Source organism: Mesorhizobium sp. M1B.F.Ca.ET.045.04.1.1, from assembly GCF_003952465.1.
In the GTDB taxonomy this organism is placed as follows: domain Bacteria; phylum Pseudomonadota; class Alphaproteobacteria; order Rhizobiales; family Rhizobiaceae; genus Mesorhizobium; species Mesorhizobium shonense.
Genome location: NZ_CP034448.1, coordinates 1,085,267 through 1,111,270, shown reverse-complemented (window position 1 = coordinate 1,111,270; position 26,004 = coordinate 1,085,267). Strand labels below are relative to the sequence as shown.

The 26,004-nt window shown below is 65.2% G+C and carries 22 protein-coding genes and 3 pseudogenes; 5 read left to right on the top strand and 20 right to left on the bottom strand.

The genetic code is table 11. The annotated features are described in order from the left end of the window. Window position 1: 1 nt before the first annotated feature. The 4 genes from sdhA to EJ071_RS40205 form a co-directional block, all read right to left on the bottom strand. Window positions 2–1,840 carry a succinate dehydrogenase flavoprotein subunit gene (gene sdhA / locus EJ071_RS05505; RefSeq protein ID WP_126097170.1) on the bottom strand — a complete coding sequence of 613 codons (1,839 nt, stop codon included), beginning with the start codon at window positions 1,838–1,840 and terminating at the stop codon, window positions 2–4. 4 nt (window positions 1,841–1,844) lie between these two features. Further along, entirely contained in the window at window positions 1,845–2,240 is a 396-nt protein-coding gene (gene sdhD / locus EJ071_RS05500) for a succinate dehydrogenase, hydrophobic membrane anchor protein (RefSeq protein ID WP_126097169.1), read from the bottom strand. Beyond that, window positions 2,240–2,662, bottom strand: coding sequence for a succinate dehydrogenase, cytochrome b556 subunit (gene sdhC / locus EJ071_RS05495; protein WP_126097168.1), 423 nt, complete (start codon window positions 2,660–2,662; stop codon window positions 2,240–2,242). The genes sdhD and sdhC overlap by 1 nt, the downstream gene beginning before the upstream one ends. A 273-nt stretch (window positions 2,663–2,935) precedes the next feature. Next, window positions 2,936–3,166, bottom strand: coding sequence for a hypothetical protein (locus EJ071_RS40205; RefSeq protein WP_320229448.1), 231 nt, complete (start codon window positions 3,164–3,166; stop codon window positions 2,936–2,938). Between the two features lie 501 nt (window positions 3,167–3,667). Here EJ071_RS40205 and EJ071_RS05485 point away from each other — a divergent pair. Next, window positions 3,668–4,021: a hypothetical protein gene (locus EJ071_RS05485; RefSeq protein WP_126097166.1), complete on the top strand. Its 354-nt coding sequence runs from the start codon at window positions 3,668–3,670 to the stop codon at window positions 4,019–4,021. Here EJ071_RS05485 and EJ071_RS05480 read toward each other — a convergent pair. Beyond that, the gene (locus EJ071_RS05480; protein ID WP_126097165.1) at window positions 4,005–5,204 is read right to left on the bottom strand and encodes a GGDEF domain-containing protein; all 1,200 of its coding nucleotides are present in this window, start codon (window positions 5,202–5,204) and stop codon (window positions 4,005–4,007) included. The genes EJ071_RS05485 and EJ071_RS05480 overlap by 17 nt on opposite strands. Window positions 5,205–5,492: 288 nt before the next feature. Further along, window positions 5,493–6,689: a GGDEF domain-containing protein gene (locus EJ071_RS05475; protein ID WP_126097164.1), complete on the bottom strand. Its 1,197-nt coding sequence runs from the start codon at window positions 6,687–6,689 to the stop codon at window positions 5,493–5,495. A gap of 126 nt (window positions 6,690–6,815) precedes the next feature. On the opposite strand from EJ071_RS05475, the gene EJ071_RS05470 reads away from it, so the two are divergent. Next, window positions 6,816–7,130 (top strand): hypothetical protein, encoded by a 315-nt coding sequence (locus EJ071_RS05470; RefSeq protein WP_126097163.1) that lies wholly within the window; start codon window positions 6,816–6,818, stop codon window positions 7,128–7,130. A gap of 65 nt (window positions 7,131–7,195) precedes the next feature. Here the strand turns inward: EJ071_RS05470 and leuC are convergent, their stop codons facing one another. The 7 genes and pseudogenes from leuC to rplS form a co-directional block, all read right to left on the bottom strand. Then, the gene (gene leuC / locus EJ071_RS05465; RefSeq protein ID WP_126097162.1) at window positions 7,196–8,605 is read right to left on the bottom strand and encodes a 3-isopropylmalate dehydratase large subunit; all 1,410 of its coding nucleotides are present in this window, start codon (window positions 8,603–8,605) and stop codon (window positions 7,196–7,198) included. A 403-nt stretch (window positions 8,606–9,008) separates the two neighbouring features. Continuing rightward, window positions 9,009–9,658: pseudogene (locus tag EJ071_RS05455) on the bottom strand (class I SAM-dependent methyltransferase). Window positions 9,659–9,814: 156 nt separating this feature from the next. Next, a pseudogene (locus EJ071_RS05450) lies at window positions 9,815–10,371 on the bottom strand (ABC transporter permease subunit); the annotation flags it as partial. Between the two features lie 258 nt (window positions 10,372–10,629). Then, on the bottom strand, window positions 10,630–11,427 hold the full coding sequence (locus EJ071_RS05440) for a basic amino acid ABC transporter substrate-binding protein (RefSeq protein ID WP_126097160.1): 798 nt from the start codon (window positions 11,425–11,427) through the stop codon (window positions 10,630–10,632). Window positions 11,428–11,596: 169 nt separating this feature from the next. Then, window positions 11,597–12,100 (bottom strand): MarR family transcriptional regulator, encoded by a 504-nt coding sequence (locus tag EJ071_RS05435; RefSeq protein WP_126097159.1) that lies wholly within the window; start codon window positions 12,098–12,100, stop codon window positions 11,597–11,599. Then, on the bottom strand, window positions 12,097–12,531 hold the full coding sequence (locus EJ071_RS05430; protein WP_126097158.1) for an organic hydroperoxide resistance protein: 435 nt from the start codon (window positions 12,529–12,531) through the stop codon (window positions 12,097–12,099). The genes EJ071_RS05435 and EJ071_RS05430 overlap by 4 nt, the downstream gene beginning before the upstream one ends. A 439-nt stretch (window positions 12,532–12,970) precedes the next feature. Next, entirely contained in the window at window positions 12,971–13,504 is a 534-nt protein-coding gene (gene rplS, locus EJ071_RS05425; protein ID WP_126097157.1) for a 50S ribosomal protein L19, read from the bottom strand. A 312-nt stretch (window positions 13,505–13,816) separates the two neighbouring features. Between rplS and EJ071_RS05420 the strand changes: the two genes are divergently transcribed. Further along, on the top strand, window positions 13,817–14,569 hold the full coding sequence (locus EJ071_RS05420; protein WP_126097156.1) for a sulfite exporter TauE/SafE family protein: 753 nt from the start codon (window positions 13,817–13,819) through the stop codon (window positions 14,567–14,569). On the opposite strand, the gene trmD is transcribed toward EJ071_RS05420, so the two are convergent. Then, complete coding sequence (trmD, locus tag EJ071_RS05415; protein ID WP_126097155.1) at window positions 14,551–15,252, bottom strand: tRNA (guanosine(37)-N1)-methyltransferase TrmD; 702 nt, start codon at window positions 15,250–15,252, stop codon at window positions 14,551–14,553. The genes EJ071_RS05420 and trmD overlap by 19 nt on opposite strands. After that, entirely contained in the window at window positions 15,249–15,845 is a 597-nt protein-coding gene (rimM, locus tag EJ071_RS05410) for a ribosome maturation factor RimM (RefSeq protein WP_126097154.1), read from the bottom strand. The genes trmD and rimM overlap by 4 nt, the downstream gene beginning before the upstream one ends. A gap of 99 nt (window positions 15,846–15,944) precedes the next feature. On the opposite strand from rimM, the gene EJ071_RS05405 reads away from it, so the two are divergent. Both EJ071_RS05405 and EJ071_RS05400 read left to right on the top strand, forming a co-directional pair. Then, complete coding sequence (locus tag EJ071_RS05405; RefSeq protein ID WP_126097153.1) at window positions 15,945–16,883, top strand: tyrosine recombinase XerC; 939 nt, start codon at window positions 15,945–15,947, stop codon at window positions 16,881–16,883. A gap of 225 nt (window positions 16,884–17,108) precedes the next feature. Then, on the top strand, window positions 17,109–18,173 hold the full coding sequence (locus EJ071_RS05400; RefSeq protein ID WP_126097152.1) for a TraB/GumN family protein: 1,065 nt from the start codon (window positions 17,109–17,111) through the stop codon (window positions 18,171–18,173). Window positions 18,174–18,838: 665 nt separating this feature from the next. Here EJ071_RS05400 and lpdA read toward each other — a convergent pair. From lpdA to EJ071_RS05370, 5 genes and pseudogenes are all read right to left on the bottom strand, one after another. Then, window positions 18,839–20,245, bottom strand: coding sequence for a dihydrolipoyl dehydrogenase (lpdA, locus tag EJ071_RS05390; RefSeq protein WP_126097151.1), 1,407 nt, complete (start codon window positions 20,243–20,245; stop codon window positions 18,839–18,841). Between the two features lie 32 nt (window positions 20,246–20,277). Next, window positions 20,278–21,033 (bottom strand): SDR family oxidoreductase, encoded by a 756-nt coding sequence (locus tag EJ071_RS05385; RefSeq protein ID WP_126097150.1) that lies wholly within the window; start codon window positions 21,031–21,033, stop codon window positions 20,278–20,280. Then, window positions 21,030–21,542: a hypothetical protein gene (locus tag EJ071_RS05380; protein WP_126097149.1), complete on the bottom strand. Its 513-nt coding sequence runs from the start codon at window positions 21,540–21,542 to the stop codon at window positions 21,030–21,032. The genes EJ071_RS05385 and EJ071_RS05380 overlap by 4 nt, the downstream gene beginning before the upstream one ends. A gap of 34 nt (window positions 21,543–21,576) precedes the next feature. Then, complete coding sequence (gene odhB, locus EJ071_RS05375; protein ID WP_126097148.1) at window positions 21,577–22,863, bottom strand: 2-oxoglutarate dehydrogenase complex dihydrolipoyllysine-residue succinyltransferase; 1,287 nt, start codon at window positions 22,861–22,863, stop codon at window positions 21,577–21,579. A 66-nt stretch (window positions 22,864–22,929) separates the two neighbouring features. Next, window positions 22,930–25,910: pseudogene (locus EJ071_RS05370) on the bottom strand (2-oxoglutarate dehydrogenase E1 component). Window positions 25,911–26,004 lie beyond the last annotated feature (94 nt).

The following is a 26,004-nucleotide window of genomic DNA, read 5'->3' as shown; positions in this document are numbered from 1 at the left end:
GTCAGTACACCCTGGCTTTCGGCGCGATCTTGGCCGGGTTGATGCCGCCGTCTTTTTCCGGCAGCAGCGTGTCGGTGTGCACCGGCCGGTAGGTGAGCGTCACCTTGCCGTCCTCGCTGACGCGGGCCAGCGTATGTTTACGCCAGTTGGCGTCGTCGCGGTTGGCGAAATCTTCCCGCGCGTGCGCGCCCCGGCTCTCCTTGCGCGCCGCGGCGCCGTGGACCGTCGTGATGGCGTTGGCCATCAGATTCTCCAGCTCCAGCGTCTCGACGAGATCGGAGTTCCAGATCAGCGAGCGGTCGAACACCTTGAGGTCCTTGAGCTCGCCCCAGATCGCGGAAATGCGCTTGCAGCCATTGTCCAGCGATTCCTGGGTGCGGAACACCGCCGCGTCCTCCTGCATCGCCTTCTGCATCTTTTCGCGCACATCGGCCGTCGGCGCCGCGCCATTGGCATGGCGCAACCGGTCGAAGCGATCCATGATCTTCTCGACCGAAGCCGCGTTGGGCGACGGGATCGGCGAATTGCGGTCGATCACCTCGCCGGCCCTGATCGCCGCGGCGCGGCCGAAGACGACGAGGTCGATCAGCGAATTCGAGCCCAGCCTGTTGGCGCCGTGCACCGAAGCGCAGGCGGCCTCGCCCACCGCCATCAGCCCGGGCGATACGCGATCCGGGCTCTTTGCCGTCGGATTGAGCACCTCGCCCCAATAGTTGGTCGGCACGCCGCCCATATTGTAATGCACCGTCGGCAGCACCGGGATCGGCTCCTTGGTCAGGTCGACGCCAGCGAAGATTTTTGCCGATTCCGAAATCCCCGGCAGCCTTTCGTGCAGGACGGCCGGGTCGAGATGGTCGAGATGCAGGAAGATGTGGTCCTTCTTCGGCCCGACGCCGCGGCCTTCGCGGATTTCCAGCGTCATGCAGCGTGAGACCACGTCGCGCGAGGCGAGATCCTTGGCCGACGGCGCATAGCGCTCCATGAAGCGCTCGCCCTCTGAATTGACGAGATAGCCGCCCTCGCCGCGCGCGCCCTCGGTGATCAGGCAGCCGGCGCCGTAGATGCCGGTCGGGTGGAACTGCACGAACTCCATGTCCTGCAGCGCGAGCCCGGCACGCGCCGCCATGCCGCCGCCGTCGCCGGTGCAGGTATGCGCCGAGGTGGCGGAGAAATAGGCGCGGCCATAGCCGCCGGTCGCCAGCACCACCATCTTGGCCGAGAAGCGATGGATGGTGCCGTCGTCGAGGTTCCAGGCAACGACGCCGGTGCAGGTGCCGTCCGGCTCCATGATCAGGTCGAGCGCGAAATACTCGATGAAGAACTGCGCGTTGTTCTTCAGCGACTGGCCATAGAGCGTGTGCAGCATGGCATGGCCGGTACGGTCGGCGGCCGCGCAGGTGCGCTGCACCGGCGGACCTTCGCCGAAATTCATCATCATGCCGCCGAACGGCCGCTGGTAGATCTTGCCTTCTTCCGTGCGCGAGAACGGCACGCCGTAATGCTCGAGCTCGTAGACGGCGGCGGGCGCCTCGCGCACCATGTATTCCTGCGCGTCGATGTCGCCCAGCCAGTCCGAACCCTTGACGGTGTCGAAGAGATGCCACTGCCAATTGTCGGGCCCCATATTGGCGAGCGAGGCGGCGATGCCGCCTTGCGCCGCGACCGTATGCGAGCGGGTCGGGAACACCTTGGTGATGCAGGCGGTGCGCAGCCCCTGCTCGGCCATGCCGAGCGTGGCGCGCAGGCCGGCGCCGCCGGCGCCGACGATCACCACATCGAATTTGTGGTCGACAAAAGTATAGGCGGAAGCCGTGTTGGCGGTTGATGCGTCCTTGGCCAAGACTTCAGCCTCCGAATGCCAGTTTGAGCAGGGCGAAGAGCGAAGCGACGCCCACTGCAATTGAGAAGAATGTGTTGAGGGCGATCAGCGCCAGTCTCATGCCCTCGCCATGCACGTAGTCCTCGATGATCACCTGCATGCCGAGCCGCATGTGGTAGAGCGCGGAAATGAGCACCAGCGCCAGCACCAGCGCCACGAACGGATTGGCGAGCGAAGCCCGCACTTCCGTATAGCCGTGGCCGTTGACCGCGATCAGGAAGCCGACGAAGAACAGGATGAGCGGGATGTTGGCGATCGCGGTCAGCCGCTGGCGCCAGAAATGCTGCGTGCCTTCGCGGGCCGAGCCGAGGCCGCGGACCTTGGCCAGCGGCGTACGCATATCGGTGTTCTTCGCGCTCATCAGAAAGCCCCCCGCGCCATGTAGCCCGCGATCCAGATCAAAAGCGTGAGCAGAACCGAGCCGGCGAGCGTTGCCCAGGCGATCTTGGAGGCGGTGGTTTTTTCGAGTCCTGCCCCGGTGTCCCAGACGAGATGGCGCAGGCCGCCCAGCATGTGGTGCATCAGCGCCCAGGTGTAGCCGAACAGGATCAGCCGGCCGAGCCAGGAACCGAAGGCCCAGTTGACCCAGTCGAACGCAGCCTGCGACGTCGAAGCCGCGATCAGCCATGCTGCCACCAGCAGCGTTCCGAAATAGAGCGCGCCGCCGGTGATGCGATGGATGATCGACATCGTCATCGTGATCGGCGGCCGGTAGATCGTCAGATGCGGCGAAAGCGGCCGTTCATGTCTGACAACTGCGCGGGTGGCTGGTGATTTGCTCATGGCTCCCCCAGTTCGGCGTTCCGGAGCCGCGAAGAATGCGGCTTTTGCCGCCTCCATATATGGCTTCGGATAGGCGGTTTCTAATGCGCTTTTTGCACCGCGTCAAAGCCGGAAAATCGTTTTGGAAAAGTCATTTAGTCTGACAAAAAGGGGAAATTCCGCTTCAATCGATTAGCGGGCAATTCGAGGCAGTAGGGGAATAAGGGAGGACACGCGGCGACATTGCACCACTGCCACTTGCCTACTCCACTACTCCCTTATTCCTCTACTCCCCTACCTTCTGCAGGTCTGAGGCGTCGACCCTCTCTTCATCACCAGCGCCTCGCGTCCGTCGATCACGATTGCGTCATGCGTCGCCGCTTCCTGGTAGCGGCTGCTCTGGTTGGCCGGCGAAGCCGCAAACTCTTCGGCCGCGCCATCTGGCCCGAGCACACGCAACGACGAGCCGAGATTCTGGATGGTGATCATGCCGCCATTGCCGCATCGATAGGTGGCCGTACCCACAGTGGATCGCGGCGCGGTCAGGTCGGTGATGATTTTGGTTGTGGGCGACGGAGGCGTTGCTGGCGTTTTCGTCGTTGCGGATATCGAGGGCGTCGGGGGTGCAGCGGGCTGCTGGCCGGGAGCAGGTGACACCGCGGGCGACACCGTGCTCGCTGCCCTGGGTGCGCCGTCCCGCGGGACGCAGGCAGCGGCTGCAAGGAGCAGCGGAACAACGAGCGACACCCGAACCGCGCGGCTAAACGCCATGTGCTGCCTCTTTCATGCGCGGCACGCTAGCCATGCGGCGCGCCAAGATCAAGTTCGCCCGGAGCCAGCCGAGCCGGGTCAGGCCCGGTGACCATGCCTGCGCTGGGGTCAGGAATCAGCCCCCGAAATTAACCATGTTCATTAAGTTCCGATCCCGATGACCGCTCGCCTCTTAACAAAGGTTAAGAAAAGGTTAATTTCTGGTTCGAACCCGATTCCAGGCGCGATCTCTCGCGTCGATCAAGGGAGAGCGACATGCGTTCGAATTCAGTGCGGGTAAGCCTCGCGGCCGTCACGCTGGCGGCACTCGCCACCGCAATCGCCGGGCCGGCCGAGGCAGGTCTTCGCCATCACGACCGCGTCTATGCCGATTCCTTCGGCAATCTCGTCATCGACAGCGCCGCCGGCTACAAGCGCATCATTGTCGGCGAGGGCAGGCACGCCAAGGAGCTCTCGAACTTTACCGGTGCCGGCCAGCCCGACGTCATCTACGACTCCGACGATGCTGGCGCTCCGGGCTGCTACCAGCCGCCGGTCTTCGTCAAGGGCCGCTCCTATATGTACGGGCTTTCCGACGGCGAGATGCCCAACCTCAGCCCCTGCCGCTGAGCGCCTTGGCCTGTCGCATCGCGATTCCGGGCGATAAGCGCACGCAGTCGCGGCCGGCATTCTTGGCCGCGTAGAGCGCGTCGTCGGCACGGCGCATGAGATCTGAAAACCCCTCGTCCGCCGCGAGCTCGGCGACGCCGAAGCTCGCGCTGCAGCGATGATCGGTGTGCAGGCCCTCGATCGGCAGCGCGCCGAAGGCGCTGCGCGCGCCCTCCGCGAAAAGCCGCGCGGCGGCGAGTTTGCTGCCGGGCAGAATGATGGCGAATTCCTCGCCGCCGATGCGGCCGGCGACATGGTGCTCGGCCGCCGCCTCGCGCAGGAGGCCCGCAAAGGTCTCGATGACGCGATCGCCGCAGGCATGGCCATAGCTGTCGTTGATGCCCTTGAAGTGGTCGAGGTCGGCGATGACCAGCGCCACTGGAGCGTCCCGGCGCACAGCATCTCTCAGTGCCAGCTCGGCATGACGTTCGAAACCGCCGCGGTTGAGCAATCGCGACAGCGTGTCCGTCTCCGATTTCGACGTCGCCTCGGCCAGCACGTCGCGCACCAATATGGCGAGCGCGAGCAGCGCCAGCGCCAGGCCGAACACGGTGCCAAGCGACTGCGACACCAGCGCATAGCCTGTCTGCACATAGGATTGCGGATTGGCGCCCCAGCCGCCGAGCGCGCCGGCGATGAAAGGTTTTGACGCGAACTGCGCAGCGCTTGCCGCGAGCACGACCATCAATATGTGATCGAGCCGCCCGAGCCTCTGCCTGGAGGACAGCACGATGCCGAGAGCGGTGAACTGCATGGCGGCATAGGGAAGCTGATAGGCCATCATGCGGGTGAGCGAGTGGCGCGGCAGGTCTTGCACCAAATAGACGGCGACCGAGGCGACGCCCAGGAAGAACAGCATCGGCGCCCAGGGCGGAGTCACGCCGTATTTGCGGGCAAGCCCGCCGTTGAAGACAATGGTTGCGCCGAGGAAGACGGCGAAGGCTGCGACAACTGGAAGCCGGGCATCGGCAAAGGCGGGGATGCTGAATTCGATGGCGAAATAGGCCATGCCGAGCCCATAGCTGAAGGCCAGCCAGCGCGCCGACACGCGCCCGACGTCATAGAGGGCGATCGTCATGAAGGCCGCCGCCAGAAGCCCGGCGACGAACAGATTGATCACCAGGATGAAATCAGCGCTGCCCATGTTCCTTGAGTCCCCCGGACAGAAAACCATCGACGGGCGAAAAACACGTTAACGCGGGCTATGGCGCGGAACCGCAGGCCTTGGCGATTAGCTGCAAGGCCCGTTCGGTCGTCATTCTAGGGCGGAGCAAGGAGCGGAGCGACGCGCGCAGACCCTAGAATCCATTCCGTTACTTTGGAGCGCCGCGACGGTGCAGAATCTGATGGGCTGCACTCTACGGCAGTCGTCACGGCATGGATCCTCGGGTCAAGCCCGAGGATGACGAAGGCGTGGCGGTTTGACCTTGCCTCAGCCGGCTGCGAGCGGCTCCGGCACGAAGGTGGTTTCAGGCCGCTCGTAGGAAAGACGGACGCTGTCGCGGCCGTTCCTCTTGGCCTTGTAGAGCGCCTCGTCGGCGCGCCGCATCAGCGGCGCCAGCCCTTCATTGCCGGTGCGGGCGGCGACGCCGAAGCTCGCGGTCACCCTCACGCCGGAAGGAACCCCGTCGATCGCGCCGGCCGAATAGTAGCTGCGGATCGCTTCGGCAAACAGGCGCGCCGAGGCGAGATCGCTGAGCGGCAGCAGCACGGCGAACTCCTCGCCGCCGATGCGGCCGGCAGCGCCCCGCGTGCCCGTGGCGAAACGCAGCTTGGCGGCGAAATCGGCAATCACCCGGTCGCCCGCCTCATGCCCGTGCCGGTCGTTCAACGCCTTGAAATGATCGAGGTCGGCAAGCACGAGCGCAACGGGAGATCCCGCCTTGGCGCATCGATCGAGCAGAAATGCCGCCCGGTCCTCGAAGCCGCGGCGATTGAGGAGCCCCGACAGCGGGTCGGTGTGGGTCTCGGCCTTCAGCGCCTTCATCACATCGAGCGCCGCCGCCGTGAACAGGCAGAGCGCGATCAGGAGCGACAAAAGCGCATGCGACAGCAGCGCCGTCGTCCAATAGGACGAACCGTAGAACCCGTCATAGCTCGGGAACGGCCCATGCGCGATGACGACGATCAGGGTACGGGCGGTGAAGTTCAGCGCCGAGAGCAGCGACAGCACGAACAGGATCTTTTCGGTCGGCCCATTGTTGCGCACTGGCCTGAGCTCGGCCGCGACGAGCAGGCTCAAGCCGCCGAAGCCGAAATTCATGCCGAGCACGCGCCAGGTGAGATCCGGCTGGACGAACATGAACCATGCAAAGGCGGCGAGCCCGCCGCCGGTCATGATGCCGATGCCGATATAGGGCACGCGCCGGCCGTAGCGTGCGACGATCGCGCTGGAAAGACAGCAGGCGGCGATCGTGAAGCATATGTTGGAGATCAGCTTGGTCGCCACGACGCCGACCGGAAGCGTGAAATATTGCAGCAGGAAGCCCGAGGCCGACAGGCAATAGCTCGCCGCCAACACCGCCAGGTACGGGCGGTGGCGCTGATAGAACCACAGCACGAGGAACGCGGCGCCGAGCGCCAGCGCTATCGTGGGATTGAGCAGCGCTATGAGCAGACCAGTGTCCAACGAGCCGTGACTTTCCCCAACTTTACCCAAGGGGAGATGCTAGTGCGGAAGCGCAAACAAGCGGTTAAGCCATGGCACGGAACAGCTCGGCAAGGCCGGCGTTTTCAACAAAACAGGAGAATGCCGATGGCCGGTACAATCACTCTGACCGATCACGATGCGATCCGTTCCTGGGCGGCGGCGCGCGCCGGATTTCCGGCCATCGTCGACGTTTCGCCCGAGGCCGGAACGCAACCCATGCTGCGCCTGGTTTTCGGCCAGAACGCCTATGAGGACGACGACCGCCCGGAGCGGCCGTTCAATGCCGGCGGCTACGAGCTGGTCGAATGGGATGAGTGGTTCGGGATTTTCGACGAGCAAAAACTGGCGCTGGTGGTCGCCGCCGACGAGCCCGGCCGGCGCGAGGAATTTCACAAGATCATTCGGCGCGGCGACCGCTGAGCGCAGCTAGCAAAAGGCCCGGATCGCAGCGCGATCCGGGCCTTTGTCGCGTTTGCCGCTGGCCGTTACTTCCAGTCGCGGATGTCGACGAAGTGGCCGGCGATCGCGGCGGCCGCCGCCATCGCCGGCGACACCAGATGGGTGCGGCCCTTGAAGCCCTGCCGGCCCTCGAAATTGCGGTTCGAGGTCGAGGCGCAGCGCTCATGCGGCTTCAGCCGGTCGTCGTTCATGGCCAGGCACATCGAGCAGCCCGGCTCGCGCCAGTCGAAGCCGGCGGCGACGAAGATCTTGTCTAGACCCTCTGCCTCGGCCTGCTCCTTCACCAGGCCGGAGCCCGGCACGATCATCGCATTGACGCGCGGATTGACTTTTCTGCCCTCGACCACCTTGGCGGCGGCACGCAGGTCCTCGATGCGGCCGTTGGTGCAGGAGCCGATGAAGACGCGATCGAGCGCGATGTCGGTGATCTTGGTTCCCGGCGTCAGCCCCATATAGTCGAGCGCGCGCAGCTTCGAGGAGCGCTTGTTCTCGTCGGCGATATCGGCCGGATTGGGCACGAAGCCCTGCACCGAGACGACGTCCTCGGGCGAGGAGCCCCAGGAGACGATCGGCGGCAGTTTTTGCGCGTCGAGCACGACCACTTTGTCGAAATGCGCGCCTTCGTCGGAATGCAGCGTCTTCCAATAGGCGAGTGCTGAATCCCAGGCGGCGCCCTTCGGCGCGCGCGGCTTGTCCTTCACATAGGCGAAGGTGGTCTCGTCCGGCGCGATCAGGCCGGCCCGCGCGCCGCCCTCGATCGACATGTTGCAGATCGTCATGCGGCCTTCCATCGATAGCGAGCGGATCGCTTCGCCGGCATATTCGATGACATAACCGGTGCCGCCGGCGGTGCCGATCTCGCCGATGATGGCGAGGATGATATCCTTGGCGGTGACGCCTTCCGGAAGCTGGCCGTCGACGCGCACCAGCATGTTCTTGGCCTTGCGCTGGATCAGCGTCTGGGTGGCGAGCACATGCTCGACTTCCGACGTGCCGATGCCGTGCGCCAAGGCACCGAAGGCGCCATGGGTGGAGGTGTGGCTGTCGCCGCAGACGATGGTCATGCCGGGGAGCGTAAAACCCTGCTCAGGCCCGATGATGTGGACGATGCCCTGGCGGACGTCGTTCTCGGAATAATATTCGATGCCGAAATCCTTGGCGTTCTTGGCCAGCGCCTCGACCTGGATGCGGCTTTCCTCGTTCTTGATGCCGAACTTGCGCTCGGGCGAGGTCGGCACGTTGTGGTCGACCACGGCCAGCGTCTTTTCGGGATGGCGAACCTGGCGGCCGCTCATGCGCAGGCCTTCGAAGGCCTGCGGGCTGGTGACCTCATGCACGAGGTGGCGGTCGATATAGAGCAGGCAGGTGCCGTCGTCCTGGCGGTCGACGACGTGGTCGTCGAAGATCTTGTCGTAGAGGGTGCGCGGTGCGCTCATATGCGTAAATCCGTCGATCTTGAAAAATGGGAAAAGCTGGCGCCGGGCTCACGCCGGCGTAGCGACTTGTGTCAGTCGGCCTTAGTTAAGTCGGCTGGTGAGCGCGCCGCAGACGCGCGCGGCAAATCGCGACGGCAGGCGCTTTCTGTCCTGCAGCACAAAACCCTTGTAGGCCGGATCGCCGAAAAGCTCTTCCATGGCGGGGTAAATAGCAATGTTTTGGCTTTTCGGCAATTAGCGCCAGCTTCCCTTCTCCCCTTGCGGGAGAAGGTGGATCGGCGCGCAGCGCCGAGACGGATGAGGGGTGTTCCAGCGGAGTGAGACGCTGGCTTTCCCTGGAGCACCCCTCATCCGTCGCCTTCGGCGACACCTTCTCCCACAAGGGGAGAAGGGAAGTTGGCGCTCACATCACCTCGAACACAAAAGTCTTCACCAGCGCTTCCGGGTCGCCGATCGCGTAGCAGCGGAACCACGGGCTTTGCTCGACCAGGCGCCACTTCCTCGCCTGCGTGAGCTCATCGAACACCGCCTGAAATCCGCCGCTCTCGAACACCTGATCGCGCACCGTGAAGATGGCGTGGCCGCCGCTTTTGGTGATGCGCACCAGCTCGCGCAGGCCGGAAGCCGGCGCGTGGCCGATGGTGAACACGCCCGTCGAAAAGAAGGCTCGGAAATGCCGGTCCGGCCAGGGCAGCGGGCCGCCGAGCATCGCTTTCTTCAGCTCGCTATAGGCCGGCTTGCCATTGGCTTGGCGGCTGCCGGCGAGCTTCAGCATGTCGTCGGAAAGGTCGAGGCCGGCGATGTCGCCATAGCCCAGCGCCTTGAGCGATGGCCCCGACAGGCCGGTGCCGCAGCCGGCGTCGAGCAGCGGACCTTCGCCCGCAGGCACATGGCGCGCCACCCAGGCGGTGATGAGGAAGGCAGCAGATAGCCGAGCGAGGCGGTCTCGCTGTCATAGGTCGCCGCCCATTCGGCATAGGCCTTGGCGAGCGCCTCCGGCGTCTCGGCCGTATAGACGGAGTCCAGCGCCGCATTGGCCTTGTCGAAATTCATGGTCGGCTCCTCCATGGATACGCATCGAACAGCGGGATCGTAGCGCGGACCATCTCTGCCGGCTATTCCTCACGCGGGCGGGGGGCGGCGGCAGGATGGTGGCGGATCGGGGGGGGGGGGGGGGGGGGGGGGGGGGGGGGGGGGGGGGGGGGGGGGGGGGGGGACGATCAGGCGGAAGCGCTGCACGCGCGTCAGCCCGAGCGCCTTGGCGGCTTCTCGACCGACTGGATACCGGCCCGGAACACTTCCGAAATGAAGGCCGAGTAGCCGATGGTGAGCGCCATGATGGCGCGCCACAGAAGCGAGACGTCGCGCACCAGCAATTCGCCAAGCAGCCCGGCGCTCTGCAGCGGCGCCGTCAGCGCGTTCCACGCCGTGACGAAGGCCGGCGCGCCGGCGAAGGCGATCCAGAACAACAGCACCAGGATCGGCACTCCACGGATGATCTCGACATAGAAGCGGGCGATCTGCCGTAACCATTGCGACCCCGATAGCGCCATCAGCGCGACGCCGAGCCCCAGCGCCGAGGCCAGCGCGAAAGCGACCACGGTGACGAAAATGGTGATGCCGATGCCCTTGACGACGATGGCGAAGACCTCGGCATAGATATCGCTCGCCGCGATGGCGAGGGCGGCGGCGAGCGCAAGGACGGCCGCAGCGGCAAGCCACCAGGGGAATTCTGATTTGGCGGTGGATGAGGACGCAGCCGACATCAGGCGATGCCGGTGTAAAGATCGAGAAAGGATGGTGCCAAGGCACCCCCCTCTGGCCTGCCGGCCATCTCCCCCTCAAGGGGGGAGATTGGCGGCTTCGGCCACACCGCCCACCCTGCAGCGTTGGAGATTAGCGAAAACCGGCGCGCCATCCGATCTCCCCCCTTGAGGGGGAGATGCCCGGTAGGGCAGAGGGGGGTGCCTTGGCGCAAGGTCAGCGCGAGTTGTTGCACACGCACTGTTCTTAACAAGACGAGCTCACTGCCCCATCTTGTAGTCGAGGAACCACTTTTTGTTCAGCGCATCCAGCGTGCCGTCGGCTTTGAGCGCGGCGATCGCGGCGTTGACCGGCTTCACCAGGTCGGAGCCCTTCGGGAAGATGAAGCCGAAATCCTCGGTGCCGAGCGGGCCGCCAATCAGCTTGAGCTTGCCTTCGGAAGCGTCGACATAGCCCTTGCCGGCGGTGCCGTCGGTGAGCACCACGTCGACGTCGCCGGACTTCAGCGCCTGCACGGTGGCGCCGAATGTTTCGAAAAGTTTGATGCGCGGATTCTGCTCATTACCGTCGAGCACGCTGTAGACGGCGGTGTAGAAGGGCGTGGTCCCGGGCTGGGCGCCGACCAGCCCGTCCTTGAAGGTGGCAAAACTCTTGGCATCGGTGAAGCGGCTTTCGTCGCCGCGCACCAGCATGAACTGCTCCGAGCGCATATAGGGATCGGAGAAGTCGACTTTCTGCTTGCGGTCGTCCTTGATGGTGATGCCGGTCATGCCGATGTTGTACTGGTTATCGGAAACCGCCTGGATCATCGCGTCCCAGGAGGTGTTCTGGTACTCGACCTTGAAGTTCAGCCGCTTGGCGATCTCGTCCATGGCGTCATATTCCCAGCCGATCTGCTTGCCGGTTTTCTTGTCGATGAACTGCAGCGGCGGGTAGGCATTCTCCGTCACCACCACAATTTTTTTGCCGCCGAGATCGGGCAGCGTGTCGGCGAGCGCCGCGACGGGCGCGAGAAGACAGGCCACCATGGCGGCCAGCAGCAGTTTCGACTTGGTCATGACAACTCCCCAGAACCTGAAACGCCCGCTATGCGGGCACGCATGAAAACCCGGCGCCGACTTTAGCTGTCCGCAGGCGCCTTGCAAGCCGATCCGCTGCATGGACAAGCGGCAAAGCGGATTCCCATGCTCTGATCGGCACGGTTTCCGAACGCTGCCGGTGAAGCGATTATTCCGCAGGCTCCGCGACGGCATCGCGCAGCCCGGCGACCAGTCGCGTCAGCGTGCCGTGCAGGGCTTTGAGCTCGGCGCGCTCCAACGGCATGCTGCAGTCGAGCGCGGCGGTCACATCCTTCATGTTCGCGCGCAGCGCCTGGCCTTTTGCCGTCGGCTCGACCAGCACCCGGCGCTCGTCGGCGCTGTCGCGCCGGCGGGTGACGAGGCCGCCCGCTTCCATCCGCTTGACCAGCGGCGTCAGTGTCGCCGAATCCAGCCCCAGCGCCTCGCCGAGCTCGCCAACCGTCATAGGTGAACGCTGCCAAAGCGCCAGCATCGCCAGATATTGCGGATAGGTGAGGCCGAGCGGATCGAGCAGCGGCCGGTAAAGCTTGGTCATCAGCCCGCTTGCGGAATAGAGCGCGAAGCAGAGCTGCTGGTCGAGACGCGGAACGGCAATCGTCCCGGCATTATCCGCCGGGACATCGCTCGCTCGAATTTCGGTTTCAGTCGTCATGCCGCCTTTGCCGCAAGCGCCACCGTGGAAAGGGCCACGTCGATATTGCCCCGGATGGCGTTGGAATAGGGACAGATCTGGTGCGCTTCCGATACAAGCGCTTCCGCGCCCGCCTGATCAAGGCCTTTCGTCTCCGCCGCCAGCGCGACGCCCAGCCTGAAACCGCCCTGATCGTTGGGATAGAGGCTGACGGTGGCCGTCACTGCCGCATCCTCGAGCGGCAGCTTCTTTTTGCGCGCGACGAAGCGGATGGCGCTTTCGAAGCAGGCGGCATAGCCGGCGGCGAACAGCTGCTCGGGATTGGTGGCGCCACCCTGCCCGCCGAGCTCTTTCGGCATCGCCAGATCGAGTTTGAGCAGACCGTCGCTGGTCTCGGCATGGCCCGCGCGGCCACCAACGACGCGAGCCTGGGCGGTGTAGAGTGCTGACATTTCTTTTCTCCAGTTATCTTGTGCACGATTATTTAGTGTACAAGATAAATGGCTGTCAAGGGCCACAATGTGCGCCCCTCTCAGATGTTCGGATGAAGCAACCCCGATGGTCGTCATCCACGGGCGGAGCGACGCGAAGCGGAGCGCAGACCCGAGGATCCATTCCGTTACCGCTGTCGTAGGGTGCGGCGGAGCAGAATTCTGCACCGTGGCGGTGCTTCTAAGTCACGGAATGGATCCTCGGGTCTACGCCGCGTCGCTGCGCTCCTTGCTCCGCCCGTGGATGACGAAGCTCAGGCGTTTTAGCCAATCAGCAAGACATGCGGTGCGCGAACGCGCAGGTAGGATAGGAACTGACCGATCAGGAGCCCTGGTGCCGTTCCGCCAAATGAAAAAGGCGGCCGAAGCCGCCTTTCCGAAACACGTCTATCGAAGCGCCTTATTCGGCCGACGCGGCCTCGGCCGACGCGGACTCGGCGGCCTTCTTCTCGGCGGCGTCCTGCGCGGCCTTCTCGGCAGCCAGCGCCTCGGCGGCGGCGACCTTTTCGGCCTCGATGCGGGCGCGCTCGGCGTTCAGGGCATCACGCTCCTCGTCGTTCAGCTTGCGGGCGCGCACGCCGGTGTTTTCCGAAATGCGGGCCGACTTGCCGCGACGGTCGCGCAGGTAATAGAGCTTGGCGCGACGCACTTTGCCGCGGCGCACGATCTCGACGCCTTCGACCATCGGCGAGTAGATCGGGAACACGCGCTCGACGCCTTCGCCGTAGGAAATCTTGCGGACGGTGAAATTCTCCTGGAAGCCGGAGCCGGAGCGGGCGATGACGACGCCCTCATAGGCCTGCACGCGGGTGCGGCTGCCTTCGGTGACTCGCACCTGGACGCGCACGGTGTCGCCGGGCTGGAATTCGGGCAGCTTGCGCTTGGCTTCGATCTTGGCGGCCTGCTCGGCCTCGAGCTGACGGATGAGGTCCATCTCAAATATCCACTTCTTGTTCTTCCGACAGCCAGAGCGTCCTCGACTCGCCTTGCAGTTCCAACGACCGCTCGGCTATGCCCTTTGCGGTCAAGCATCGGACAGGGACGGCTACACCGCCATTTGTTGACGGGTCCAGAAGATCGTTCTTCCGGTTCGGGCGGGCACATACAGCTATTTCGGCGCTTTGTCACGCCTTTGTCGCTTCTTTTTTGGATGCCGCCGCGATCTTCCAATGTAGGGCTTGCGCAGGATGCACAGGCTTTCTAAGCCGGGCGAAGTGTAAATCCTCTCCGGCGGCAATATTTCTCAATGTCAGTTTTCGACGTGGTCCTGCTCTTCGTTGCAGGGTTCGTTTCAGGTGCCGCCAACGCGGTAGCCGGGGGCGGCACCTTCGTCACTTTCGGCGCCATGACGCTGGTCGGCCTGCCGCCGATCATGGCCAACGCCACCTCATCGGTGACGCAACTGCCGGGCTATATCACCTCGACGCTCGCCTACCTCGACGACATCAGGCATTTCTGGCGCGGCGCCCTGCTGCTTTGCCTGATCTCAGCGCTCGGCGCGCTGGCCGGCTCGCTCATCCTGCTCGCGCTCTCCAACCCGTCCTTCCGCGCGCTCGTGCCCTGGCTGCTCATCGCCGCCACCGCCTTGTTCGCGGCCGGACCATGGCTGAAGCCGACGGCCGGACCGGAACATCAGGCCTCGGTCGGCTCGCTGGCGGGATCGCTGGCGCAGTTCGCGACCTCGGTCTATGGCGGCTTCTTCGGCGCCGGCATGGGCGTCATGATGCTGGCGACCCTCGGCCTGACACAGGCCGGCGACTACCACCGGCTGAACGCGCTGAAGAACATGCTGTCCATCGTGATCGCGATTGTCGCCATACTGGTTTTCGTTTCCGGGGGCGTCGTCGCCTGGCCGCAGGCGGTCGTCATGATCCCGGGCGTGGCGCTGGGCGGCTATGCCGGGGTGTGGATCGCCAAGCGCGTGCCGCAGGGTGCCGTGCGCGGCTTCGTCGTCGCCGTAGGTCTGCTGCTGGCGTTTTACTATTTCGCCAAGGGGTGACCTGCCGCCCATAGGTCCGGCCGCCGTTCCCGGGTCAGCTTCTCGGCCTCGGCGCGCCGCCACTCGGCGATCTTCTTGTGATTGCCCGAGATCAGCACCTCGGGGATCTGCCTGCCCTCGAACTCCTGCGGTCGCGTGTAGTGCGGATGCTCGAGCAGGCCGTTCTCGAAACTCTCTTCCTCGCCCGAGACGGCATTGCCCATGACGCCGGGCAGCAGTCGCACCACGGCGTCGAGCAGCACAAGCGCCGCCGGCTCGCCGCCCGACAGGATGAAATCGCCGATCGAGACTTCCTCCAATCCTCGCGCCTCAATCAGCCGCTGGTCGACGCCCTCGAAGCGGCCGCACAGGATGACGGCGCCCGGCCCGGCGGCCAGTTCGCGTACGCGCGGCTGCGTCAGCGGCCTGCCGCGCGGGCTCATCAAAAGGCGCGGGCGCGGATCGCCCGGCGGCGAGGCATGGTCGATGGCCTGCGCCAGCACATCCGCGCGCATCACCATGCCGGCGCCGCCGCCGGCCGGCGTGTCGTCGACGGTGCGGTGCCTGTCGGTGGCGAAATCGCGGATCTGGATCACTTCCAGCGACCAGGTGCCGGCCTCGAGTGCCCGGCCCGCAAGCGACAGGCCGAGCGCCCCCGGGAACATCTCGGGATAGAGCGTCAGCACCGAGGCGGCAAAGCTCACCGGTTGCCCCCGGCATCCTTCGGTCCGCGCGGCCGGCCTTTTGGGTCGAAGCCGGAACCGCCGGGCGCCTCGGTCTCTTCGTCCTCGGCCAACCCCGCCGCCAGCGGATCGACCTGGACGAAGCCGTCGGCGATCGACACATGCGGCACCGCGGCCTGGGTGAACGGGATCAGCACGCCCTTGCGGCCGGCGAGCGTGACATCGAGTATGTCGCCGCCGCCGAAATTGTGCACGGCGACAACCCTGCCGATGACGCCGGTATCGTCCCTGACTTCCAGGCCGATCAGGTCGGCGTGGTAGAACTCGTCCTCCTCGCCATCTTCCGGCAGCACCGAACGGTCGACGAAGAGTTCGGTGCCGGCAAGCGCTTCGGCGGCGTTGCGGTCACTGATACCCTTGAAACGCACCACCACCACCGTGCCGGCCGGCCTGATGTCGAGGATCTGGAAGGCACGGCCATCCTTGGCGTAGAGCGGCCCGTAGTCGGCAAGCGCCAGCGGATCGCCGGTGAAGGTTTTCACCCGCAACTCGCCCTTGATGCCGTGCGCGGCGCCGATCACGGCCATCTGTACGGGGTTTTGCAGCTTCGACATCGGCAGCGCTTCCTTTGCCCTGCTCTAACCCTCCCCAGCTGTCATTTCAATGACGCGCTCTTCACCGCTTCCTAACTTGCCTGGCGGAAGATGCCTGCCATGCAGGAATTCCTCATCCCGGCAAAGCCCGACCTTCAGGCGGCGCGCGAAACCTGGCTGAAGATGCTGGCGCGCGAGCGCCGGCTGTCGCCGGAGACGGTCGAAGCCTATGAGCGCGACACGCGCCAGTTCCTGCATTTTCTGACCGGACATTGTGGCGGCCCGCCCGGCATCTCGGAGATCGCCGACCTGCGGCCGGCCGACCTGCGCAGCTTCCTCGCCGCGCGCCGCAACGCCGGCGCCGGCGCCCGCACGCTTGGGCGCGGCCTCGCCGGCATCCGCTCGCTGCTGCGCTTTCTGGAAAAGCGCGGCCTCGCCAACGCTGCGGGTGCTGCGGCGTTGCGCGCGCCGCGCCAGCCGAAATCGCTGCCCAAGCCGCTGACGGCGAGCGATGCGAAACAGGTCGTAGCCGTGGAAGGCCAGCTGGCGGAAGAGCCATGGATCGCCGCCCGCAACGCCGCCGTGCTGACGCTGCTCTACGGTTCCGGGCTGCGCATTTCGGAGGCGCTTGGCCTCAGCGGCGCCGATCTCGCCACGGATGCCGACACCGTGCTGCGCATCACCGGCAAGGGCGGCAAGACGCGGCTGGTGCCGGTGCTGCCGGTGGCGTCACGCGCGGTTGCCGAATACCGGCGGCTCTGCCCGTTCCATATCGATCCGAAGGGACTGCTGTTTCGCGGCGCCCGCGGCGGACCGCTCAACCCGGCGATCGTGCAACGCGAGATGGCGAAGCTGCGCTCGGCGCTCAACCTGCCCGACACCGCGACGCCGCATGCCTTGCGCCATTCCTTCGCCACGCATCTGCTCGGCCGCGGCGGCGACCTGCGCACCATCCAGGAACTGCTCGGCCATGCCAGCCTGTCGACCACCCAGATCTATACCGGCGTCGACACGGCAAGGCTGCTGGATATTTACGAGAAGGCGCATCCAAGGGCGTGAATCATCAGGGATTGCGCGAAGCCTCGGGGCTTCGTCATCCTCGGGTCTGCGCCGCGTCGCTACGCTCCTTGCTCCGCCCGTGGATGACGAAGCGATGGGCGTTTCAGCCAATCGTCAAGGTATTCGATCCGAAAACCCGAGCGAACGTCCAAACTCACTGCACCGGAAACAATTTCATCCGCCGGTTAACCGTTTTGCCGCTTTTCGGCGCTAAGACACTTGTCCATGAAACGCGTCATCGCCATCGCCGACCGCGCGGCTCTCGTCTCGTTGAAGCTGCTTGCGGCGCTCAACGTGCTGTTTTTCCTGTCGTTTCTCATCGTTCTGGTGCTGGCCGGCAGGGCGCATGCCGAAGCGCCAGCCTGCGCCGGCAGCGATCTGCTGGAAAGCCTCGCAAAGAGCGATCCCGCCGCCTTCAAGAAGGTCGAGACCGAGGCCGCCGCCGTTCCGAACGGCAAAGGCCTGCTGTGGAAGCTGGAAAAGCCGGGTGAAAAGCCGTCCTTCCTGTTCGGCACCATGCATGTGACCGACACGCGCGTCACCACGCTGCCGGCCGCGGCCCGGAAAGCCTATGAGGGCGCCGACACCGTCATCATCGAAACCACCGACGCCCTCGACAAGGCCAAGATGATGGCCGCCATGGCCGCCGAGCCTGGCCTGATGATGTTCACCGACAACACCACGCTGTCCTCGCTGCTGTCGCCCGAAGACGTGGCGGTGCTGAACAAGGGGCTCGATGCACGCGGCATCCCGCCCCTGACCGTCGCCAAGATGAAGCCGTGGATCCTGTCGGCGATGGTGGCGCTGCCGGCCTGCGAGGTGGCGCGCCAGGCCGCCGGCGCGCCGGTGCTGGATGTCAAGCTCGCCTCCGACGCCAAGACGTCCGGCAAGGACGTCGAGGGACTGGAAACCGCGGCCGACCAGTTGCGCGCCATGGCCTCGCTGCCGCTTGCCTACCACATGAAAGGGCTGGTCGAGACGCTGAAGCTCGGCGACCGGGTGAACGACGTCAACGAAACCATGATCGTGCTCTACCAGCGCGGCGATGTCGGCATGTTCTGGCCGCTGTTCCGCGCCGTGCTGCCCGACGCCGCGAACGATCAGGCCGGCTATGCCGCCTTCGAGCAGACCATGATCACCAGCCGCAACAAGGTAATGGTGGAACATGCCGAACCTCTACTGGCCAAGGGCAATGCCTTCATGGCCGTCGGCGCGCTGCATCTGCCCGGCCCTGACGGACTGGTCGAAGATTTCCGCAAGGCGGGGTATACTGTTACCGCCGTCAACTGAGTCGTCTGGCGGCTGGGGAGCGGAAAACGCCGGTTTTTCAGCGCTTTCCGTCCGCCTGCGTGAAACCGATAGCGGGATCGCGCGTTGATGGCTGTTGATTGAAGCCTTTCATTCCAAGGAGGACACGTTTCATGGCGAACCCTAACGACCCCTTCACCCCTCCGAGCACGCCTCCCTCGTCGGGTGGCGGCGGCAGCGGGTGGCTGATCGCCCTTGTTGTCATTATCCTGGCCATTGTTGCGTATTATGTTTTTGGCAGAACCGGCGGCGAAAAGGCGCCGGCGCCCGCCGAGCCGCCGGCCGCTACGACCCCGGCACCCGCACCCGCTCCGGCTGAGCCAGCGCCTGCGACGCCTACTCCGGCCCCCGAGCCGGCACCGGCAACTCCCGCTCCGGCTCCTGCGCCCGCTCCGGCGCCTGCCCCGGCACCCTCGCCATCCCCGGCTCCGGCTCAGTAATAGGCTACAGCTCAACGACGAGCGGCCCGCCGAAAGGCGGGCCGCTTTGTTTGTACAGGCGAGAGAAAGGCCCTTAGAAACTCGCTCCGGTGAGTCAGCTGGCGTGACTTTCGAGAACCGGAGCGCAGCGGACGTTCAGGTCCGTGAGCACCGGAAGCGGAGAAAGTCGCGTCAGATGGCCGCCGGAGTAGAGTTTATACGGGCCTTTCAGATGTGGATCGGTTTGAAGAATGTGGCCAGCGCCGCTTCCTTGACCGCTTCCGACATCGTCGGATGAGCATGGCAGGTGCGGGCGAGGTCTTCCGACGAGCCGCCGAATTCCATCAGCACGGCGGCCTCGTGGATCATCTCGCCGGCGCCGAAGCCGACGATATGGACGCCGAGCACGCGGTCGCTTGCCTTGTCGGCCAGGATCTTCACGAAGCCGTCGGTGTGCAGCATGGCGCGCGCGCGGCCGTTGGCGCTGAACGGGAACTTGCCGACCTTGTAGTCGATGCCGGCTTTCTTCAATTCCTCCTCGGTCTTGCCGACGGAGGCGATTTCCGGGGTGGTGTAGACGACGCTCGGGATGACGTCATAGTTCACGTGGCCGGCTTGGCCGGCAATCGTCTCGGCCACGGCGACACCCTCGTCCTCGGCCTTGTGCGCCAGCATCGGTCCGGCGATGACGTCGCCGATGGCATAGATGCCGGACACGTTGGTCCTCAGATGCCCGTCGGTCTTGACCCGGCCGCGCTCGTCCATCTCGACGCCCGCTTCCTTCAGCCCAAGGCTGTCGGCATAGGGGCGGCGGCCGGTGGCGACCAGCACGACGTCGGCCTCGATGGTTTCGGGCGCGCCGCCCTTCACCGGCTCGAACGTGATGCTGGCGCCCTTCTTGGACTTGGCGACGCCAGTGACCTTGGCCCCTAACTTGAATTCGAAACCCTGCTTCGACAGCAGCCGCTGGAACTGCTTCGAGACCTCGCCGTCCATGCCGCCGAGGATGGTGTCGAGGAACTCGACGACCGTGACCTTGGCGCCGAGCCTGGCCCACACCGAGCCGAGCTCCAGCCCGATGACGCCGCCGCCGACCACCACGAGGCTGGCGGGCACCTTGGCCAGCGACAGCGCGCCGGTGGAAGACACGATCACCTTCTCGTCGAAATCGACCTTGACGCCCGAAATGCCGGCGACGTCGGAACCGGTGGCGATCACGATGTTCTTGGTCTCGATCTCCTCGACCCTGCCGTCCTCACCGGTCACCGACACCTTGCCGGCGGAAACCACCTTGCCGGTGCCGCGGAAGGAATCGATCTTGTTCTTCTTGAACAGGAAGGCGACGCCGTTGACGTTGGAGGCCACGGTCGCATCCTTGTGCGCCAGCATCTTCTTCAGGTTGAGCTTCGGCGCGCCGACCTCGACGCCCAGCATGTCGAAGGTATGGCCGGCCTCGGCGAACATCTCGGAGGCGTGGAGCAGCGCCTTCGACGGGATGCAGCCGATGTTGAGGCAAGTGCCGCCGAAGGTGGCGTTCTTCTCGACCACCGCCGTCTTCAGGCCGAGCTGCGCCGCCTTGATGGCGCAGACATAGCCGCCCGGTCCCGATCCGATGATTACGACGTCATAAGCCATGAGACTGTCCTTGTTATCCGGTTATCCGGCCTTCAGCGGCCGCCGCTCACATTGAGGATCGCGCCCGTTATATAGGAGGCCGAGTCCGACAAAAGATAGAGAACCGCGCTCGCGACCTCATCGGTCGTGCCCGCGCGTTTCATCGGCAGCATGTCCTGCATCCGCGCCACGCGATCCGGCTGGCCGCCGGAGGCATGGATCTCGGTTTCGGTGATGCCGGGGCTGACCGCATTGACGCGAATGCCTTCCAGCACCACCTCGCGCGCCAGCCCGATCGTCAGCGTGTCGATCGCGCCCTTGGAGGCGGCGTAGTCGACATATTCACCGGGCGCGCCAAGCCTGGCGGCCGCCGACGAAATGTTGACGATGGCGCCGCCCTTGCCGCCGTGCCGCGTCGACATGCGCTTCACCGCCTCCCGCGCGCAGAGGAAGGAGCCGACGACGTTGATGCGCATCATGCGCTCGACCCGCTCGGTGCTCATCTGGTCGACACGCGCCTTGACGTCGACGATGCCGGCATTGTTGACGAAGGCGTCGAGCCGACCGAAGGCGCGGTCCACCGCCTCGAACATCGCCACCACATCGGCCTCGTTGCCGACATCGCCCTTGACCGCGAAGGCCTCGCCGCCCGCGGCTTCGAGCTCGGCGACAAGCGCCTCGGCCGCGGCCTGGTTGGAGACATAGTTGACCGCCACGCGATAACCGGCCTGGACGGCCTGCCGGCAGATAGCCGCGCCGATGCCGCGGCTGCCGCCGGTAACCAGCAGCGTTTTCTTGTCAGCACTCATTCCTGGCAGCCTTTCAGGGAAAAAATGTCCCATGGCACTCTGGAGAAGCCGGCGGGACCGTAAGCAGCCGACATTTCGAGCGACGGGCCGAGATCGGGAAAGATTAGGCTTTTCGGCGCATCAGCGCCCTCGGCCGGCAACAACCCGATGGTGCCCTTCTCGTCGGCGCTGTAGATCACGCCTTCCCAAACCGTGCAGGCGGCAAGCTCCTCGCCGGTGACGTCGCCGGTCGGGCATCTGTACATCAGCGAGCCGTGAGGGCGCCCAGCGGAGCCTTCGGTCCACATGGCGATGCCGTCGAGCACGACATTGTTGTCGAGGATCATGCGGAAGCTGTTGGTGATCGTCGCCGAGGTGCCGGCCGGGGTGAAATCGATCTCGGCGCCGCTCCGTGCCTCACCGTAGACCGCGAGTTGGATCGGGCAGGCGGCCTGGGCGGCGGCTGTGACGAGAGCGACGCCGGCCGCAAGGGCGACCGGCTTCGCGGCAGCGAGCAGACAGGCCTTCATTCGCCGCTCCGGCCGCCAGCCGCCATAGGTCACCTTACAGATCGAGCACCAGCCGCTCGGGATCTTCCAGGCTTTCCTTGACACGGACGAGGAAGGTCACCGCTTCCTTGCCGTCGACGATGCGGTGGTCGTAGCTGAGCGCCAGATACATCATCGGACGGATGACGATCTGGCCGCCGACCACCATCGGCCGCTCCTGGATCTTGTGCATGCCGAGGATGCCGGACTGCGGTGCGTTCAGGATCGGCGTCGACATCAGCGAGCCATAAACGCCGCCGTTGGAGATGGTGAAGGTGCCGCCCTGCATGTCCGCGACCGACAGCTTGCCGTCGCGCGCGGCGAGGCCCAGCCGGCCGATCTCCTTCTCGATCTCGGCGATCGACATCTGGTCGGCGTCGCGCACCACCGGAACCACCAGGCCCTTGTCGGTGCCGACGGCGACGCCGACATGGGCGAAGTTCTTGTAGATGATGTCGGTGCCGTCGATCTCGGCATTGACCGCCGGGATCTCCTTCAGCGCATGCGTCACCGCCTTGGTGAAGAAGCCCATGAAGCCGAGCTTCACGCCGTGCTTCTTCTCGAACACGTCCTTGTACTTCGCCCTCAGCGCCATCACCGCGCTCATGTCCACCTCGTTGAAGGTGGTGAGCATGGCGGCGGTCGACTGCGCCTCCTTCAGCCGCCGAGCGATCGTCTGCCGGAGCTTGGTCATGCGCACGCGCTCCTCGCGCGAGGCATCGTCGGCCGAGGACGGCGCGCGGGCCGCTACGGGAGCGGGCGCGGGCGCCGCCTTCGGCGGCTCGGCAGGCTGCGAGGGCGCGCCCTTGGCGATCGCGTCGAGCACGTCGCCCTTCAGCACCTGGCCACGCTTGCCCGAACCCGGCAGGTGGTCGACCGCGAGATTGTGCTCGGCGATCAGCTTGGCCGCGGACGGCGCCGGCGGCATGGTGCGCGGTTCGATCGGACCGCCGCCGCCGGCAACCTTGGCGGTTTCGGCCGCGGCCTGCTTGGTCGTGGACGCCGCGTCCGGGCTCGAGGCCTGCGCCACCGCGTGGGGCTTGGCCGCTGGCGCGGTCGCTTCGCCGCCGGCCGAAATCGAGCCGAGCAGCGCGCCGACATTGACCGTCTCGCCTTCCTTGACGGTGATTTCGGAGAGCGTTCCGGCGCCCGCGGCAGGCACCTCCACCGTCACCTTGTCGGTTTCGAGCTCGACCAGCGGCTCATCGGTGGCGATCGCGTCGCCGACCTTCTTGAACCACTTGCCGACGGTCGCCTCGGTGACGGATTCGCCGAGAGTGGGGACGCGGATTTCGGTAGCCATTGTGCCTGTCCGTTCTCTTCTCTTCTTGAGGTCTGTTTCGTCCGGCCTGCTTATTCGCCCCAGGCCTTATTCACCAAGCGCGTCGTCGAGCAAGGCGGCGAGCTGGCTGAGATGCTTCGACATCAGTCCGGTCGCCGGCGAGGCCGAGGCCGGCCGTCCGGTGTAGCGCACCCGCTGATGCTTGGCGTCGATATGCGCCAGCACCCATTCGAGATAGGGGTCGATGAACGACCAGGCGCCCATGTTCTTGGGCTCCTCCTGGCACCACACCATCTCCGCATTGCGGAATCGCGACAGCTCGGTGATCAGCGCCTTGGCCGGGAACGGATAGAGCTGTTCGACGCGCAGCAGGTAGATGTCGTTGATGCCGCGCTTCTCGCGCTCCTCGTAGAGATCGTAATAGACCTTGCCCGAGCACAGCACGACGCGGCGGATCTTGGAATCCTTCACCAGCTTGATCGGCTGGTTGGCCAGGAGCTGCGCGTCGTCCCACAACAGCCGGTGGAACGAGCTCTCGCCCGCCATTTCCGACAGCGTCGATACCGCCCGCTTGTGGCGCAGCAGCGACTTCGGCGTCATCAGGATCAGCGGCTTGCGGAAGTCGCGCTTCAGTTGCCGGCGCAGGATGTGGAAATAGTTGGCCGGCGTGGTGACGTTCGCCACCTGCATGTTGTCCTCGGCGCAGAGCTGCAGGAAGCGCTCGAGGCGCGCCGACGAGTGCTCCGGCCCCTGGCCCTCATAGCCATGCGGCAGCAGGCAGACGAGGCCGGACATTCTGAGCCACTTGCGCTCGCCGGACGAGATGAACTGGTCGAACACCACCTGGGCGCCGTTGGCGAAGTCGCCGAACTGCGCTTCCCAGAGCGTCAGCGCCTTGGGCTCGGCCAGGCTGTAGCCATATTCGAAGCCGAGCACGGCCTCTTCCGAGAGCATCGAGTTGATGACCTCGTAGCCGGCTTGCGCCGCCGACAGGTTGTTGAGGGGGATGTAGCGGTTCTCGTCGCGCTGGTCGTAGAGCACGGAATGGCGTTGGGAGAAGGTGCCGCGCTCCGAATCCTGGCCGGAGAGCCGGATCGGATTGCCGTCGAGCAGGATGGCGCCGAAGGCCAGCGCCTCGGCGGTCGACCAGTCGATGCCTTCGCCGGATTCGATCGCCTGGCGGCGGTTCTCGAGGAAGCGCAGGATCGTCTTGTGCGCCTCGAAATCCTTCGGCACCTCGGTCAGCTTCTTGCCGATTTCCTTGAGCGTCCGCAACGGCACCGCGGTCTTGCCGCGGCGCTGTTCGTCCTGGTTGTCGGCGGTGCGCAAGCCCGACCACGCGCCGTCCAGCCAGTCGGCCTTGTTCGGCTTGTAGGACTGGCCGACTTCCCACTCGCTCTCCAGATGCGCGCGCCAGTCGGACCGCATCTTGTCGACCTCGGCCTGGGTGATATGGCCTTCCGCGATCAGCCGGTCGGCGTAGGTCTGCACCGTCGTCTTATGACTGCGGATGCTGCGGTACATGATCGGCTGCGTGAAGGCCGGCTCGTCGCCCTCATTGTGGCCGAAGCGGCGGTAGCAGAACATGTCCACCACCACCGGCTTGTGGAACTTCATGCGGAATTCGGTCGCAACCTTCGCGGCGTGCACCACCGCTTCCGGATCGTCGCCGTTGACGTGGAAGATCGGCGCCTCGATCATCTTGGCCACATCCGATGGATAGGGCGAGGAGCGCGAGAAGCGCGGATTGGTGGTGAAGCCGATCTGGTTGTTGATGATGACATGCAGCGTGCCGGCGACGCGATGCCCGCGCAGGCCGGAAAGCCCGAGGATTTCGGCGATCACGCCCTGGCCGGCAAACGCCGCGTCGCCGTGCAGCAAGAGCGGCATCACCTTGGCGCGCTCCGACAGCGGTACGACCTCGCCGCGCTCGCGGCCGGCGAGCTGATCCTGTTTGGCGCGCGCCTTGCCCATCACGACAGGATCGACGATTTCCAGATGCGAGGGGTTGGCGGTCAGCGACAAATGCACCTTGTTGCCGTCGAACTCGCGATCCGACGAAGCGCCGAGATGATACTTGACGTCGCCGGAGCCCTCGACCTCGTCAGGGGCGGCCGAGCCGCCCTTGAACTCGTGGAAGATAGCGCGATGCGGCTTGGCCATCACCTGGGAAAGCACGTTGAGGCGGCCCCGATGCGCCATGCCGAGCACGATCTCCTTCAGGCCGAGCTGGCCGCCCCGCTTGACGATCTGCTCCAGCGCCGGGATCAGCGACTCGCCGCCGTCGAGGCCGAAGCGCTTGGTGCCCTTGTACTTGACGTCGATATACTGCTCGAAGCCTTCGGCCTCGACCAGCTTCTGCAGGATCGCCTTCTTGCCGGTGGCGGTGAAGGTGATCTCCTTGTCGGCGCCTTCGATGCGCGCCTGGATCCAGGCCTTCTCCTCGGGGTCGGAGATGTGCATGAACTCGACGCCGAGCGTCGAGCAATAGGTGCGGGTGAGGATATCCAGCATCTGCCGGATGGTGCCGAATTCGAGGCCCAGCACATTGTCGAGGAAGATCGGCCGGTCGTAGTCGGCTGTGGTGAAGCCGTAATTTTCCGGCGACAGCTCGTTATAGTCCTCGAGCGGATTGGCGATGCCCAGCGGATCGAGTTTGGCGTGCAGATGGCCGCGCATGCGGTAGGCGCGGATCATCATGATGGCGCGCACGGAATCGCGCGTCGCCTGGTGCACGTCGGCGTCGGAAAGGGCCGCGCCGTTGACGACCGCCTTTTCCTTCACCTTCTTTTCGATCGCCTTCTCGATCAGGCCCCAATTGCCGTCGAGCGCCGAGACCAGCTCGCCATTGGCCTGCAGCGGCCAGGAGGGCTTCGCCCAGGAGGCGCCGGTGGCGTTCTTGCGCACGTCGCCCGCGTCGTCCTTCAGCGCCGCGAAGAAATCCTGCCACTCCGGATCGACGGATCGTCCTCATAGGCCGCATAGAGCGCGTCGATGTAGTCGGCATTGCCGCCATAGAGGAATGAGGTGAGCGAGAATTGGTCGTTGGCCTGATCTTGTCTTGCCATTTTCGTCTGCGGAGCCCGGCTCCGTCTCCTTCTTGGAGCGAATAGTGAGTAGCGAGTAGGGAATTTCCCTGGAGTCGCGTCGTTACTCTGTTTT